The 15,554-nt window shown below is 66.2% G+C and carries 9 protein-coding genes and 1 CRISPR repeat array; of the genes, 1 reads left to right on the plus strand and 8 read right to left on the minus strand.

What is annotated here, in order from left to right:
• Nucleotides 1-153 precede the first annotated feature (153 nt).
• Nucleotides 154-4,790: a CRISPR direct-repeat array (repeat unit 37 nt; unit sequence GTTTCAACCCACGCTCCTCGCGGTCACGAGGAGCGAC).
• 203 nt (nucleotides 4,791-4,993) lie between these two features.
• The 7 genes from cas2 to cas3 are packed head-to-tail and all read right to left on the minus strand — an operon-like array spanning nucleotide 4,994 to nucleotide 12,550.
• The gene (gene cas2 / locus HUA78_RS41015) at nucleotides 4,994-5,293 is read right to left on the minus strand and encodes a CRISPR-associated endonuclease Cas2 (RefSeq protein WP_174478691.1); all 300 of its coding nucleotides are present in this window, start codon (nucleotides 5,291-5,293) and stop codon (nucleotides 4,994-4,996) included.
• The gene (gene cas1c / locus HUA78_RS41020; protein ID WP_174478692.1) at nucleotides 5,294-6,322 is read right to left on the minus strand and encodes a type I-C CRISPR-associated endonuclease Cas1c; all 1,029 of its coding nucleotides are present in this window, start codon (nucleotides 6,320-6,322) and stop codon (nucleotides 5,294-5,296) included.
• A 37-nt stretch (nucleotides 6,323-6,359) separates the two neighbouring features.
• Nucleotides 6,360-7,007 carry a CRISPR-associated protein Cas4 gene (gene cas4, locus HUA78_RS41025; RefSeq protein ID WP_174478693.1) on the minus strand — a complete coding sequence of 216 codons (648 nt, stop codon included), beginning with the start codon at nucleotides 7,005-7,007 and terminating at the stop codon, nucleotides 6,360-6,362.
• Nucleotides 7,004-7,918: a type I-C CRISPR-associated protein Cas7/Csd2 gene (gene cas7c / locus HUA78_RS41030; RefSeq protein WP_174478694.1), complete on the minus strand. Its 915-nt coding sequence runs from the start codon at nucleotides 7,916-7,918 to the stop codon at nucleotides 7,004-7,006. Before cas7c ends, cas4 begins: the two co-directional genes overlap by 4 nt.
• Nucleotides 7,919-7,957: 39 nt before the next feature.
• Nucleotides 7,958-9,700: a type I-C CRISPR-associated protein Cas8c/Csd1 gene (gene cas8c / locus HUA78_RS41035; RefSeq protein ID WP_174478695.1), complete on the minus strand. Its 1,743-nt coding sequence runs from the start codon at nucleotides 9,698-9,700 to the stop codon at nucleotides 7,958-7,960.
• Nucleotides 9,697-10,362, minus strand: coding sequence for a type I-C CRISPR-associated protein Cas5c (gene cas5c / locus HUA78_RS41040; protein WP_174478696.1), 666 nt, complete (start codon nucleotides 10,360-10,362; stop codon nucleotides 9,697-9,699). Before cas5c ends, cas8c begins: the two co-directional genes overlap by 4 nt.
• A gap of 19 nt (nucleotides 10,363-10,381) precedes the next feature.
• Nucleotides 10,382-12,550, minus strand: coding sequence for a CRISPR-associated helicase Cas3' (cas3, locus tag HUA78_RS41045; RefSeq protein ID WP_254624183.1), 2,169 nt, complete (start codon nucleotides 12,548-12,550; stop codon nucleotides 10,382-10,384).
• A 448-nt stretch (nucleotides 12,551-12,998) separates the two neighbouring features.
• Here cas3 and HUA78_RS41050 point away from each other — a divergent pair, with 448 nt between their 5' ends.
• Complete coding sequence (locus HUA78_RS41050) at nucleotides 12,999-14,507, plus strand: aldehyde dehydrogenase family protein (RefSeq protein WP_174478698.1); 1,509 nt, start codon at nucleotides 12,999-13,001, stop codon at nucleotides 14,505-14,507.
• A 91-nt stretch (nucleotides 14,508-14,598) separates the two neighbouring features.
• Here the strand turns inward: HUA78_RS41050 and HUA78_RS41055 are convergent, their stop codons facing one another.
• Nucleotides 14,599-15,405, minus strand: a complete 807-nt coding sequence (locus tag HUA78_RS41055) for a hypothetical protein (RefSeq protein WP_174465533.1) — start codon at nucleotides 15,403-15,405, stop codon at nucleotides 14,599-14,601.
• Nucleotides 15,406-15,554 lie beyond the last annotated feature (149 nt).

The raw sequence follows: 15,554 nt of genomic DNA on the forward strand, positions 1-15,554 counted from the left end.
ACGAAGGGTCGGAAGCAGGCCAAGGGATGAACCACCCAGCGTCGCTGACGCTCCGACCGCTCGCCACCAGCCGGAATCGCTGCTCGGCTTGAGCCGGAACGAGTGCTCACCATGACCGGAATACGCAGAGCGGCGGAGGCGGCGGAGCTGATGTTTTCAACCCACGCTCCTCGCGGTCACGAGGAGCGACCCACCATTGACGGCCGCCAGCAGCGCCACGACACGTTTCAACCCACGCTCCTCGCGGTCACGAGGAGCGACAGCCACCGCCCAGCAACGCCAGCGCCCCAGCGGTGTTTCAACCCACGCTCCTCGCGGTCACGAGGAGCGACTCCAGGAAGTCAATCCTGAGTTTCATCTCAACGTTTCAACCCACGCTCCTCGCGGTCACGAGGAGCGACTTCGACGACTTGTACCTGCTCAAGCGACGCCGTGTTTCAACCCACGCTCCTCGCGGTCACGAGGAGCGACATCGATCTCTATCGACGCGAACACGTTCTACCTGTTTCAACCCACGCTCCTCGCGGTCACGAGGAGCGACCTCCTTCACGAAGTAGGCGGACGGCATCGTATGAGCGTTTCAACCCACGCTCCTCGCGGTCACGAGGAGCGACGACAACGCCGTGCGGCTCGTGCTGGGGCAGCTCCGGTTTCAACCCACGCTCCTCGCGGTCACGAGGAGCGACCCGACGCCTCCGGGTTGGTGAGCAGGAGGTTGGAGTTTCAACCCACGCTCCTCGCGGTCACGAGGAGCGACCAACTCCCACTTGATGCCGTGCGCCCAGAAGAGGTTTCAACCCACGCTCCTCGCGGTCACGAGGAGCGACAACGAGAGCTAGCATCAATTCAACACCAATCGGAGTTTCAACCCACGCTCCTCGCGGTCACGAGGAGCGACGGATGCCAAGGCGCTGGAGGCCAAGGAGCGCAAGTTTCAACCCACGCTCCTCGCGGTCACGAGGAGCGACTGCGCTGGTCAACGTCGCCCATCCTGATGTCATGTTTCAACCCACGCTCCTCGCGGTCACGAGGAGCGACCGCCGTCTTCGGCGGCATCATCACCAACCACGAGTTTCAACCCACGCTCCTCGCGGTCACGAGGAGCGACCAGTTCTGCCAGGGCCTGCGCTCCCGTCCCTCGTTTCAACCCACGCTCCTCGCGGTCACGAGGAGCGACCGCGTTGGTGACGTGGAACGACCCGACGAACCAGTTTCAACCCACGCTCCTCGCGGTCACGAGGAGCGACGTACACCGGTCCGAGGTCTCCCCACTGAGTCGCGTTTCAACCCACGCTCCTCGCGGTCACGAGGAGCGACTACCTCACGGCAGCCGCTCGGATAAAGCTCCACCTGTTTCAACCCACGCTCCTCGCGGTCACGAGGAGCGACTGCAGCGGCCATTGTGTTGTCTCCTGTGCTGATGTTTCAACCCACGCTCCTCGCGGTCACGAGGAGCGACACGTTGGCTCAGGCCGCCGTGTTCAGCCAGGATGTTTCAACCCACGCTCCTCGCGGTCACAAGGAGCGACTGTGCTTATCCAAGTCCTCCGCCAACGGGACATGTTTCAACCCACGCTCCTCGCGGTCACGAGGAGCGACCGCTGGCCCGTCGTCGTGACGCCCCGCCAGTCAACGTTTCAACCCACGCTCCTCGCGGTCACGAGGAGCGACGTGACGCGATGACCGTCTACGTCGACGTGCTCGTGTTTCAACCCACGCTCCTCGCGGTCACGAGGAGCGACGGGACCGGCCTTCCCCTCCGCCGCCGTCACTGCTGTTTCAACCCACGCTCCTCGCGGTCACGAGGAGCGACAGCGTAAGCCCTCTGGACATGCGGTAGCAGCGAAGTTTCAACCCACGCTCCTCGCGGTCACGAGGAGCGACCCCTGTCGCCGCATTCCACCCCTCGATACAGATGTGGGTTTCAACCCACGCTCCTCGCGGTCACGAGGAGCGACTGTTGATGGTCAAGCGGTAGCCGAGCCCTTCCATGTTTCAACCCACGCTCCTCGCGGTCACGAGGAGCGACCTTCGTGCGGTCAGGTCGCGGTCTGATGAAATGGTTTCAACCCACGCTCCTCGCGGTCACGAGGAGCGACTGCCCGACCTCAAGTGTGAAGTCGCCGCATTCGAGTTTCAACCCGCGCTCCTCGCGGTCACGAGGAGCGACGCGGATGATGTAACGCGAATAAAGCAACGACAGTTTCAACCCACGCTCCTCGCGGTCACGAGGAGCGACGAGAGGGAGGGTGCGGTGAGCCAGACTCAAGGGTTTCAACCCACGCTCCTCGCGGTCACGAGGAGCGACTGGACAGGCGCGGCGCGGTGCGGTTCTGCGGGAACGTTTCAACCCACGCTCCTCGCGGTCACGAGGAGCGACCTCCAGGGGTTCACGCCACCACGTGGGCCCTTGGGGGTTTCAACCCACGCTCCTCGCGGTCACGAGGAGCGACACCGCGCGCTGGAGAGCGTGTGGACGCCCGAAACGTTTCAACCCACGCTCCTCGCGGTCACGAGGAGCGACCCGGCAGCATCTTCCGGAGGTCGACACGGCTCGTGTTTCAACCCACGCTCCTCGCGGTCACGAGGAGCGACTGGCCGCGAACAATGACACCCTCCTGGACACGGGAGTTTCAACCCACGCTCCTCGCGGTCACGAGGAGCGACGGTATGGCCGGGGGGAGAAGACCCGCAACCCCAGGTTTCAACCCACGCTCCTCGCGGTCACGAGGAGCGACCACTCTCCCCGCCGCTGACGCGGATGGCCGCGTGTTTCAACCCACGCTCCTCGCGGTCACGAGGAGCGACATCCGCGAGACGGGAGGGCGCGTCAGCGTCGTGTTTCAACCCACGCTCCTCGCGGTCACGAGGAGCGACGATGCGCGTCGAGACGAGGTCAATCTCGTTGTAGTTTCAACCCACGCTCCTCGCGGTCACGAGGAGCGACCTTGTAAGGGTGTGCCCCGCCAAGCGCTAACGTGGGTTTCAACCCACGCTCCTCGCGGTCACGAGGAGCGACGCACCCCGAGGTTGGTCCGGAGAGTCACTGGTGTGTTTCAACCCACGCTCCTCGCGGTCACGAGGAGCGACTCGTGACGTCCGACGTCGAGGGCGCCATCGCGGAGTTTCAACCCACGCTCCTCGCGGTCACGAGGAGCGACTGCGCCGTGACGCACCACCTCGTGCGGCGCTACCGGTTTCAACCCACGCTCCTCGCGGTCACGAGGAGCGACGACTACGGGGCATGAGCCTCCGCAAGACGACCCCAGTTTCAACCCACGCTCCTCGCGGTCACGAGGAGCGACGCCAGGGGCGGAGTGCGCTGCGGTACGCGACGTTTCAACCCACGCTCCTCGCGGTCACGAGGAGCGACCTTGGCCGAAGCCCTCAACCGGTACGGGCGTCACGAGTTTCAACCCACGCTCCTCGCGGTCACGAGGAGCGACTGGGGGGAATCTCGGGAGGGTTCACCCCGGTAATCGTTTCAACCCACGCTCCTCGCGGTCACGAGGAGCGACCCCCAGTGACGCGTGGACAGTAAGCCTGTTCGGGAGTTTCAACCCACGCTCCTCGCGGTCACGAGGAGCGACCGAGGCCTCCGAGCATCGCCGTCAAGCTCGCGTTTCAACCCACGCTCCTCGCGGTCACGAGGAGCGACGTGGCGAGGTGGTTGAACAGGTCCTCGGAGCGGTTTCAACCCACGCTCCTCGCGGTCACGAGGAGCGACTCCGTGCGTTCGATTTCTTCAACAAGAAGCACTGGTTTCAACCCACGCTCCTCGCGGTCACGAGGAGCGACACATCGCACGGCTGACGCCTCAATGCGCCGCGCAGGTTTCAACCCACGCTCCTCGCGGTCACGAGGAGCGACCGTTCGTCATGGAGTACATGACGCTGCCCGGGTTTCAACCCACGCTCCTCGCGGTCACGAGGAGCGACGATTCTGAGCCCCCAGGCAGTTGACCGAATCGCGTTTCAACCCACGCTCCTCGCGGTCACGAGGAGCGACGCGACATCGTCAGCGGGCCAGCCACCGAGTCGATGTTTCAACCCACGCTCCTCGCGGTCACGAGGAGCGACCTTCAGGTAGGCCCACGTGACGAGGCCGGAGCAGTCGTTTCAACCCACGCTCCTCGCGGTCACGAGGAGCGACACAGAGGCCGAAGTCGCCAACCCCGTGGTTGCCGTCGGTTTCAACCCACGCTCCTCGCGGTCACGAGGAGCGACGCTCCACAAGAGGCACTGGGTGTCGGAGATGGTGTTTCAACCCACGCTCCTCGCGGTCACGAGGAGCGACGCCCGTGCCCACGCCCGTCCCAATGCCGGTGTGGTTTCAACCCACGCTCCTCGCGGTCACGAGGAGCGACTTGCCCGTGCTAGCCATGGTTCCACCCCGTTCGTTTCAACCCACGCTCCTCGCGGTCACGAGGAGCGACAACATCCGCTCACTCACGACTGGCCGCCAGGACGGTTTCAACCCACGCTCCTCGCGGTCACGAGGAGCGACCTGGCTGTACCGGTAGAGCACCAGGCAGGACCTGCGTTTCAACCCACGCTCCTCGCGGTCACGAGGAGCGACCTGCGCGAAGGTGTCGCTGTCCTTCTCGATGTCGGTTTCAACCCACGCTCCTCGCGGTCACGAGGAGCGACCTCCACCATGCCCGCGTCAGCGGTCGCGACCCGTTTCAACCCACGCTCCTCGCGGTCACGAGGAGCGACTTCGAACGGGGCGGGCCTGTGGTGACGTGTAGGCAGTTTCAACCCACGCTCCTCGCGGTCACGAGGAGCGACTCTGCCCGTCCAAGCTACCAGAACTCCAAGGGAATCCAGCCGCTTCGCGCGAACCTGGCTCCACTCGAGTCACCCAGCCCGAGTCGGCGGCTCCGCAGCCCGCGCAACCTCTGAAGACTATTGGAGCTTTCAAAGAACGCGAACCTCCGACGGAGCCCACACCAGCACAGGTCCGCGCGCCCCACTCAGGGCACGCGAGCCCCTCACAGGATGAGCGGCCCCTCCACATCCAACGGCACCCTCGCGCCATGATGCTCCGTCTTCCGAGCGACATCTTCGCTCAGGAAATAGAACCGCAGGCTGTCGCTCGCATCATCCAGCTCCGCGAGCAGCCGTGCGCGCAGGACCACCCAATCCTTCGGCTCCAGCACGCACTCGAAGACCGAATACTGCACCCGGACGCCATGGTCCTTGCACGCCCGAGCAATCCGCCGGAGCCGCCGTGGCCCCTCCGCGTCGGAGACCCGGACGTCGTAACACACGAGCACGGTGACCTTTCTCACTCAGCGCACCGCGAACGGAGGATAGCCATCCAGTTCGCCCCGGAGCGCCCGAGCCAGCAGCAATGCCTGCAGATGGGGAACCAATCCCCAGCTCGTCTGCTGCCCCAGGAACACATGCTGGACCTCCGCCTGCTTCGCGCCCTGGTACGCCACGAGGAACGTCTTGCGCGCGTCGTCCTTGAGCATCACCGCTCCCGCCGCCTCCGTCTTGAAGTCCTCCGGCTTGAGCTGTCCCCGGTTCACCAGGGAGAAGACCAACCGGTCCACCACGGGCGCGCGGAGCTCCTCCATCAAGTCCAGCGCGAGTGACAGCCGCCCAGGCCGGTCCTCATGGAGGAACCCCACCGCGGGGTCCAACCCCACGCCCGCCAGCGCCCCCGCGCAGTCCTGCGCCAGCAAGGCATACCCAAAGGACAGCAGCGCATTCAGCGGGTCCCGCGGAGGCCGCCGGTTCCGACCATCGAATACGAACCGCCGAGCATCCCCCTTCAGCAGATCCGGGAACACCTCGAAGTAGTCCCGCGCCGCGATGCCCTCCAGCCCTCGCACCTGCTCCAGGTCCTCCGTCCGCTCCACCGCACGAAGATGCCCGGAGAGTCGACGAGCTGCCTCCTCCAGTGCCGCCTTCCGCTCCTCCGCCGCATCCCGACGCGCATGCAGCAGGAACTGACGAGCATTCCCCAACTTCCCCACAACCATCGCCCGAGCGATGGCCAGCGTACGAGCCCCGTCATCCGCCACACGGAACTGCGCGCGCCGTAAGAGCACGTTGCCGCCAGGCATCCCCTCGACTCGCGCCAGGAACCGTCCCGTCATCCCGAAGAACGACACGTGAATCCCCGCCTCCACGCAACTCTCCAGGAGCTCCGGCGTCATCCACGCGCGGGCCAGACACACCACCGAGCGCAGATGCCGCAAAGGCACCTCCGCCTTCTTCTCGTCCTGAACCGTCACCACCACGCGCTCGCCCTCCTTGTTCAGACGGGTGCCCTCCACGGTGATGAACAGCGTATTGAGCGCGGTCGTCATGTCTGCCCTCCGCCAGTGACACGCCAAGGCCCGTCCTTCAGAGGTCCACGGGCTCCACCATCCGCCGCAAGTGCTCGGAGACGCGCCGCTGTCCCGCCGTGACGTGCGGCAGGCACAGCGGCTCCAGCGAGCACGACTCGCACTTCGGCGCCTTCGGCACCACGGGCACATCGCGCCGCTCCAACAGTTCGTGCATCCGCGCGATGGCCTCCTCCGTCCGAGCCCGAAGTCGCACATCGAACGAGACAGCCTGTCGCCGGTGCTGCGCGCCATAGAAGAGCGCGCCCTCGGGGACAGCGACGCCGTGCATCTCCTCCAGACACAGCGCCTGGGCACAGAGCTGCACGGCGTCCGCGTCGTGCGACTTCCGCCGCCCACGCTTCACTTCCACAGGGTACGGCCGCCAGCCGGTGGGGCTGGCGGGGTCCGGGTGGTATTCGACCAGATCCGCGCGGCCCGTGAGTCGCAGCCGTGAACAGCCCAGCCGAACCGCCCGCGCCACACGGCGGCCCGGCCGGGCGTCATGACCAGGAAGGTCCACCCGCTCATGGAGCAGCCGACCCAGCGCGGTGTTCACATCCTCCCGCCACAGTTGTTCGACATGGATGAGCGCGGCCTGCCGTTCGCAGAACAGCAGGTGCTGCAGGGCGGACAGCGCTACCCACGTCTCACGGGTGTCGCTCATCCCGCCAGGTCCATCACCTCGATGCCCTCGGGCAGCTTCGCCGTGTCCACCGTCACCGAGTAGTCCGTGAACGCCCGAGCGGGCTTCTCCGGCTGCACGGGAGCAATCCGGACACGGTCGAACAGGGCATGCGCGGGCGCATTGCCCAGCTCGGAGCCATGCTTGAAGACGATGACCTTGCGCATGGACATCAGTCCGCGCGCGGCGCTGCGGTCCAGCTCGAACATGTTCGCGAAGGACTTGAACAACAGCTCCAGATCCGTCGAGTTGAATCCGGTCTGCTTCGCGAGGTGCGGCGAGATGAAGCCGTGCGCGCGGTAGAGCCCATAGGGCACGGTGTTCTTGCGCCCCATGGTCCGGTTATCGCCGCCCTGCTTCTCCGCCTCCCCTTCCGTGGCCACCGCCATGCGGGTGATGGAGTGCTCCTGAGAGACGATGGGGCTCACCGACCGAGCGAAGGTGAGCTGCACCGGTCCACGCACTTGTCCCGCGTTGGCCCCCGTGGACATGACGGCACCGAAGGTGCGGACATCGAAGAACGTCTTGCACATCCAAACCCGCCCCTGCTCGACCTCCGAGCCCTGGGCCTTTCCCTTGTTGTCGCGCTTCTTGCCGTCCTTCTCCACCTTGGGCTTCTCGTTCAGGTCGATGCCCAGTCCCTTGTACGCGTCGTTGATGGACACGTTCAGGATGGCCTTCTCCTTCACGAAGATATCGAACCCTGGCTTCTTCTCCTGGGTGAGCTGGATGAAGTTGCGCACCTTGCGCTTGAGGCTCACGTCGGTCACCAGCCCGTGGCCCGTCTCGGGGTCGATGCGCGGCAGGTTTCCCGCGTCGGGGTCACCATTGGGATTGCCGTCCTGGACGTCGAACAGCAGGACGAAGTCGTGGCGGTTCTTGAGTTCGGTCATGGCGTTCTCTCTCTGGAATGGGTGGAAGCGGAAGCGAGGTCAGTCGGCGGACTCGTCCTTCGGAGACTTGGGCTCGGAGGGCGTGCGCTTGGAGAAGAACGCCTCGCGCTGGTGGTAGTAGCCCACCGCGAAGAGGCCCTGAGAGTTGAGGTCGAAGACACTGGGCAGGAAGTCGGGCTCCACCAGGGCCATCACCTCGGACTTGGTCCGCTCCAGCCACCTACCCTCGTCACCCGCCTTGGCGGCGTGGTGGACGGAGAGCGGCAGCAATCGAGAGAAGGCCAGCGCGGGCGTGCGCGACGCCGAGGCAAAGTAGCGATCCCGGATGGTCGCATTGACGTCTTTTCCCAACGCCGCAATCTGCAAGCGCTCCAGCACGGCGAAGAGACGGCCCAGGACGTACGGCTGGAGCCGGTTGTTCTTGTCCAATGACACGGTGACCTCTTGAGAAAAGGCATGGCTGCGAATGAGGGTGGCCTTGATGAGCGCGACACGGAGACGGAGTTGCTCGCGCTCCAGCTTCCCGTCGGAGGGGGGAAGCCGGAGTCGGTCCAGGGATGCGGAAAGAAGCTGGCGCGGGAACTGCTGTCCCCGAAGCGCGGCGCCTATCATCCGGGTGGCGAGGTCCGGTGACATCCCCTTACCCGACGGCGCCTCCACGGCCTTCAGCAGTCGCCACACGGGAATGGGCTGGTCCGTCTTCGTCTCGCCCAGGCTCAGGTCATCGAAGTAGCGACGGATGTTCTGTTTCACCTCACCGATGCTCGTCTGAAACCAGTCGCGCACAGCGACTCGGCCGGAGTTGCCGGCGAGCGTCACGGAGTAGAAGCGACTCGTGTCCAGCTCGCCCGGCTCCAGTCCCCTGAGGGGAGACTCCACGAAGCGCCGGAGGTCCGCCTCCGTCGGGTCCATCCAGTTGAGCAGGAGGCTTTCCTGCTCCGCGGTGCTGTTCGTCCAGAACACCAGCGCCGAGTCCTCTCCGAGCTGGATGCCCTGCCGATAACGCCGCTCCTCTGTTCTCTGAAGCAGGTCGTTCAAAGCAAGCACGTATCCCAGTGCTGCCTGCTCGGAGATAGGGGCGTTGTCGCCTTGTTCGAGACCATGCGACTCGAAAGCTGGCCTGTTGAAGGATACCAGCGGTGCACCCGAACTCTGCGCCTGCGGCACATTCTTGAGCTTGGAATGCGTCTCAGCCAGAATCCCGGTCCTTCCCGTCACAAGGCACAATCCTGTGTGCCCTTGGGATGCTGCCTGCTCGCCGCGCCGCTCCCACCACGCGCGGACCTCCGGCAGTTGGTGCACGGGCGTGACGGAGTCCCCGACGACGAAAGCGAGCATCTCCGACCCCGTCCACTCGTCTTCGGGCCGCTCCGCGAGCGCCTTCGCGCGCGCCTTGTCGTTCGAGAGGAACTTCTCCACCGCGCGCAATTCGGGTACATCCGTCTGGGCCACGGCCTCGCGCAGCAGCTTCAAGAAGGCCGCGAAGCGCACCGCGCCCTTCCCCGCCTTGCCCGCGCGCGCTGAGGGCATCTCCTCTTCATGCCCGAGCACGTACTTCGAGTTGTCCACCACGAAGCCCGCCGCGATGTTCACTGAGCGCTGCGGAATGCGCGGAATCAACACAGGCAGTCCTCGCCCGCGCCCGTCCTGAGTAGGCACCAGACCCAGGAACTTCCCCTCTGGACTCAACTGAATCTGGAAGTCCACGGGCCGCTTCTCATAAAGCGGGTCGTCCATGAGCCCCCGCTCCAGCGCGAAGTCATTGAGCGCTGTGAGCATCATGACTGACCTCCATTGCGTTCCAGCACCTGCTCCCACGTCGGTACCTGGAGCACGCCGTGGTCCAGGTACGCATCGAAAAACAGGGGCCGTGTCGCCGCGCCCCCGTCACCGAAGGCGAAGTCGTAGAACATGAGCCCCAGCGGTCTGCGCCCCAGACTCGCCTCCGAGGGATTCAAGTCTTCCCCCGCCGGCTCCACTCGGGCATCGAACTCGCGGCACCCCAGGTACGGCGAGTGGAAGAACTGTCCCTTCTCCAATCGTCGCTCGAACATCTCCTCGAACTTGCGGACGTTGTCCTCGGCGCCCACCTTTCCGGGCACCAGGGTGAAGGACGCGGTCACGACGTAGTCCACGTCACGCAGCGCCACCGTGTTGCGTTGCGCGCGGTCCTCGTCCGCCGCGTAGTCGAACTTCCCCACCACCGCTCGGCTGTTCACCTCGTTGCGACGGAAGCTCGTCCACTTCACCGGCGCCAGGACGGCGATTTCATGGAGGTGCCAGCGAATCGCCGGCTTCCAGAGGATGGCCTCCAGCACGCCTCTCGCCGCCGAGGGAGTCATGACCTCGTAGCTGACCCGCTCGGCCTTCATCTCCGGCCGCGTGAAGCACGCTATCGGCCCGCTGGCACGCACGCGGAACCGTCTGCTCGCTGCTGTTTTCATCCACACCTCCAGAAGTCCATCAACCGGGGATGAGCACTCCCGGGTCGAGAATCCCCACCCGGGTCGGCACCAGGCCGAACTTCTCGTCGTACGCAGGCCCATGCTCCGGCCCGAGGAACACCACCGTCTCCGCGACGAACCGCGCCAGCTCGCGTGACACCCACGCCTCGCGCACCTTGCGCGGCACCGTGACCGTGAAGCGCTGCAAGGCCCGCAAGCGGTCTCGCGAGGGTCCCAGTTTCCGAAGCGCGTCGAGCAGCGGCTCGCAGCCCGCGTAGGGCACGATGACGGGAGCGCTCCACCTGTCCTCCACGAGCTTGAAGTGCTCGGAGACCGCCTCGAAGCGCAGTGCCTTGCGCATGCCCTGGATGCCCTTGCCGTCGCTGACGGCCGTGGCGTAGAGCCGCTCGAAGTAGCGCTTGAAGCTTTCGGGCGCGAACAGGTCCAGGTCCGGCCGCTGCGCCAGCATCGTCCTGGCGACACCCAGCGCCGTCTGGAGGACTCCGCGAGGAGGCTCTGTCTCCGCCTCGAAGACGCGCAGTTCCCCGAGCCCCTCCAACAGGCCCTCGCGGTTGCACCGCCCCGCCGCCTGCGCGAGCGCCTCCAGTCCCGCCATGCTCCGGTAGACGACGCGGAAGTCGAGGTCCACTCCCGCCTCCACCAACTGGGTCGCCACCAGTCGCACGGGCTCGCCGCGTTGCTTGAGTACCTTGATTCGCGCGAGCACCGACGAGCGGTGCTCGGGACACATCAGCGCGGACAGGTGCAACGTCGTCTTAGGGTTTCCCAGCAGGGCCTCCACCTGCTCGTAGAGCCCACGCGCATCGTCACGCCTGTGGACCACCGCGAGCACGTCTTGCTCGCGCGCCACTGCTTCTGCCAGCTCGGCGTAGGAGGTCTTCTCCCGTCCCTTGGGCCACTGGACCTTCACGCGGCGCAGGCGCTCGAACGCGCGCATCTCTGGCGGCACCAGCTCCCGAACGGCGGGGAACCCCATCGGAAAATCCGGCCGCCGACCCAGCGCGGGCTGGGTCGCCGTGCAGATGACCACCGAGCAGCCGTAGTCCTCCACCAGCGTGCTCAGCCCATCCAGGATGGTCGTCAGGAGCGCCGGCGGAAGCGTCTGCGCCTCGTCGAGCACGATGACGCTGTGAGCGATGTTGTGCAGCTTGCGGCACGCCGACGGACGGTTCGCGAAGAGGCTCTCCAGGAGCTGCACGGTCGTGGTGACGACGACCGGCGCATCCCAGTTCTCGCTGGCCACCCGGTTGAGCGCCGTCTCGCGGCGCGGGTCCACCGCGGAGTGGTGCTCGATGACCGCGTCTCCGTGGGTGCCGAAGGCCTCCCGGTACACGGCGGCGCTCTGCTCGATGATGGACGTATAGGGAATGGCGACGATGACGCGCCGGAGCCCGTGGGCACGGGCGTGCTCCAGCGCGAAGGCCATGGACGCGAGCGTCTTCCCACCGCCCGTGGGCACGGTGAGGCTGAAGACGCCCGGAGGACTCGGCGCCGTCGCGAGCACGGCGGAGAGCACCTCACGACGAACACGGTTCACCTCCGTGTCCGGCGCTCCACTCTGCTTCTTGTCCATGAAGGCGCGCAGCGAGGTGGCGAGCTGCTCCAGCGTCACGCCGACCCGCCGCTCCGTGCCACGGGTGGCATCGAAGAACGCCTCGGTGTCGAGGAAGTCCGCATCACAGAGTGACGAGAAGAGCATCCGCGTCCAGAACTCGAGCCGGTGCGGCGGGAGCTTCAGCAGGGGCGCGACGGACAGCCCCGCCGGAGGCACTCGAAGGTCCTCGGGGATGCCCGGGGTCAGGGCCTCCTGGAGGAGTGCCTTCTTCTCCGGACGTCCGACGCGCTCCTTGAACTTCTCCAGGTCCGACAGGCCCCCATGATGTCCCGCGATGGCCATCGCCACGGGAAGCAGACCGCGGTCCACGCCCAGCGCCCACAACGCCCCGGCGGTCGCATGGTCTCGGTCCGTCGACGCATCCACATCCTCCAGGTGCGCCTCGAAGCCATTCTCCTTCCGGATGCGGAACTGGAAGTGACGTCTGTATTTACCCAGGTCATGCCAGCGCCCCGTCGCGAGCGCTGGCACCTTCATGTCCTCGCGAGGCGCGAACTCCTCGGCGAGACTCCCGACAGCCTCCAGGTGGTTACGCAGGAGATGCGGGCGCATCGTCTCCGTGACATGAGCGAGCGGCTCTGCCGTCATGACGCGCGGCGGTTCATTCTCTGCCATCGCCACCCCCCATGACCTGGCCGAACCTCCCAGGTCATCTCAAGCACCGTACAGCACCAATGACTTGTCGTCACCGCGCTGCCCACGGAGCGGTCAATTCCTCACATCTGCCCAAGGTATGACATCACCCTGATGGGTCGTCTCTACTCCCCAGGGGGTATGGACGCGCCATCAGATCACTGCGTCCAGTTCGACTGACGGAGAAGCCACGTCCTCGAGCTCCCCTGTCTGCCCTGCGCCCCAGTCTCCACCGTCCCGCCGGGCCCTTGCCTGCTTGCCCAGACAGACCGGCCGCGCGTGACGATATTCCGCCCACGCCGCGGCTCGTCATGAGTCTCGGCTTCAATGGATTCAGAGCGAATCCCGACGCGCGAGGAGGTGTACCGTGCTGAATACCGAACTCGTTGGCGAGCCCCTTCTTCACCTCGAAAGCCGCCGCCTGCTGGCTGAAGCCAGACGGGTCGTCCCGGAGGCTTTCGACTCTCAAGGACGGCTGCTCTCTCCCATCGCGGGCGCGTGGGTCCGTCCGCCTGCCTGGTTCGACGCCATCTCTCCCATCGACGGAAAGGTCCTCGCCGAACTGCCTTTGCTCGACGCCGCCCAGGTCGCCACGGGCGTCGAGAAGGCCGCCGGCGAGTTCATCCCGTGGGCCGCCCACTCCCTCGAGGACCGCAGCCGCGCCGTCATCGCCGCGGTGGACCTGCTCAAGGAGCACCGCGACCTGCTCGTGCGAATCCTCGCGTGGGATATCGGCAAGACACTGCCCACGGCCTACAACGACGTGGACCGGTGTCTCGCGGGCATCGAGTGGTACCTGGAGCAGATCGGCCCGATGCTCGAAAGCCGGCAACCGCTCGGCCTCGTGTCGAACATCGCCTCCTGGAACTATCCCTTCTCCGTGCTGCTGCTCAACGTGCTCGTCCAGACGCTCGCGGGCAACTCGGTCATCGCGAAGATTCCGACGCAAGGGGGCGGTGTCTCGCTCACCGTCGCCTTCGCCCTGCTGCGCCGCGCGAAGCTGCCTGTCTCGCTCGCGGGTGGACGCGGAAGAGACCTCTCCGAATCACTCGTCGGCCACCCGCGCATCGCCGGGGTCGCCTTCATCGGCGGCCGAGCCAACGGCGCCGAGGTCCACCGCCGCCTGCGCGCCACCGACAAGCGCTACGCCCTGGAGATGGAAGGCGTGAATGCCTACGCCGTCACCTCCTTCTCGGACTGGGACAAGCTCGGCCAGCAGATTCGCGCGGGCTTCGACTTCGGCAAGCAACGCTGCACCGCCTACACGCGCTGGGTCGTGGAGCAGTCGCTCGTCCCCAAATTCGTGCGGACGTACGTGGACGCCGTGTCCGCGCTGCGCGTCGGCAACCCGCTCCTGGGCGCGCCCGTGGACTTCGGGCCCCTCATCTCGCCGAGCAAGGTCGAGGAGCTTCGCGCCCTCATCACTGACGCGAAGGAGCACGGCACCGCGGTGCTGTTCCAGGGCGAGCTCGCGGACGACGCCTTCACCGCACAGCAGGAGCGAGGCGCCTACCTGCCTCCCACCCTGCTCTTCGGCGTCCATCGCGACAGCGAGCTGTACCTGCGCGAGCCCTTCGGGCCCATCGACGTGTTGATCTCCGTCGACTCCGAGGAGGAGCTGGTCCGGGAGGCCAACGTCTCCAACGGCGCGCTCGTGGCCTCCGTGGCGACGGATGACCCCGACCTCGCCGAGCGCATCGCCGGAAGGCTCCACGCCTTCAAGGTCGGCATCAACAAGCTGCGCTCACGCGGAGACCGCGAGGAGTCCTTCGGCGGAAAGGGCGGCTCCTGGGCCGGCGCCTTCGTCGGCGGCACGCACCTGGTGCGAGCCTTCACCGACGGGCCTCATCCCATCGAAGGCAACTGGCCCGACTGACCTCGCCAGGCCCCAGGAAAGACGAAGGGCGAGCCCCCGGGAGTCACTCACCCCGAGGCGCTCGCCCTCGCATCAACACACCGCGCCCGCGTCAGTCCAGGTTGCGAACGCCCACGTGGACATGGTCATCGTGGTCGATGTTCGAGCCCCAGAGCACCTGCACCCGGTACTCCTTGTCTTGGAAGGTGAACGGCTGCTTGTGGTACGTGCCGAGCTGGTCGACGGGAAAGCCGTAGGCCTTGGCAATCGCCTCGGCCAGCTTGGTGCCCTTCGTGCCCTCCGCCGGGAAGTCGTAGGCGTACGCGTTCGTCTGCGACGTGTGGTGGTCGGAGGTGGACTTCGAACCAATCGACCCCGTCTTGGTGCGCTTGGTGCTGGAGACCGAGAACCCCATCTCCGTCGCGATGTCCTTGGCCCGCTGCGCCGCCAACTGCGCGCCGCTCCACGCCTCGCGCATCGCCGGCGTCTCGAGGCGGTTGGCCGCCGCCATCAGCCCCTGGGTGCTCAGGGTTCCCGTGAAGGAGGTCGGCTGTCCCAGCGGGTTGGCGGACAACACCGAGGCCGCGGTGAAGCCCGGCGGCTGCCCCGCAACCACCTGCTGCGAGATGGGCGTGGGCGAGAGCATCGACAGCTGGGGGTTGATGTCCACCGGGGCCGCGGGGGGCGCCGCCGTGAAGGCGTCCACCTGCAGGGAGGCCTGGACCGCCTGAGCCGCCGCGGCGGCCTTCGCTGCTTCCGCCTTCGCCGCTTCCGCCTTCGCGGCCTCGGCCTTCGCCGCATCCGCCTTCGCCGCATCCGCGCGAGCGGACTCGGTCGATTCGGACCGGGTGGAGGACTCAGACCTGCTGGCGCTGTCTGCGCCCCTGCTGCCGCCAGAACTACCACTCACGCTGGACATGTGCGGACCTCAGTCAAAACACGGGAAAGCCCCGCGTCGATTATCACCCGACAAACGTGGAAGTTGCGCTCAGCCCTCCAGGTGGGGACGAAAGCCAGCCGCTCCCTCGAGGAAGCGTGCTTGAGACATGTCTGTTTCTCATCCCTCGC

The organism is Myxococcus sp. CA033, from assembly GCF_013336625.1.
Classification (GTDB): domain Bacteria; phylum Myxococcota; class Myxococcia; order Myxococcales; family Myxococcaceae; genus Myxococcus; species Myxococcus llanfairpwllgwyngyllgogerychwyrndrobwllllantysiliogogogochensis.

Bases quoted from the DNA above. Each gene is read 5' to 3' on its own strand.
- cas1c (WP_174478692.1), bottom strand. From the start codon at position 6,322: ATGACGACCGCGCTCAATACGCTGTTCATCACCGTGGAGGGCACCCGT.
- cas4 (WP_174478693.1), bottom strand. From the start codon at position 7,007: ATGAGCGACACCCGTGAGACGTGGGTAGCGCTGTCCGCCCTGCAGCAC.
- cas7c (WP_174478694.1), bottom strand. From the start codon at position 7,918: ATGACCGAACTCAAGAACCGCCACGACTTCGTCCTGCTGTTCGACGTC.
- cas8c (WP_174478695.1), bottom strand. From the start codon at position 9,700: ATGATGCTCACAGCGCTCAATGACTTCGCGCTGGAGCGGGGGCTCATG.
- cas5c (WP_174478696.1), bottom strand. From the start codon at position 10,362: ATGAAAACAGCAGCGAGCAGACGGTTCCGCGTGCGTGCCAGCGGGCCG.
- cas3 (WP_254624183.1), bottom strand. From the start codon at position 12,550: ATGCGCCCGCATCTCCTGCGTAACCACCTGGAGGCTGTCGGGAGTCTC.
- HUA78_RS41055 (WP_174465533.1), bottom strand. From the start codon at position 15,405: ATGTCCAGCGTGAGTGGTAGTTCTGGCGGCAGCAGGGGCGCAGACAGC.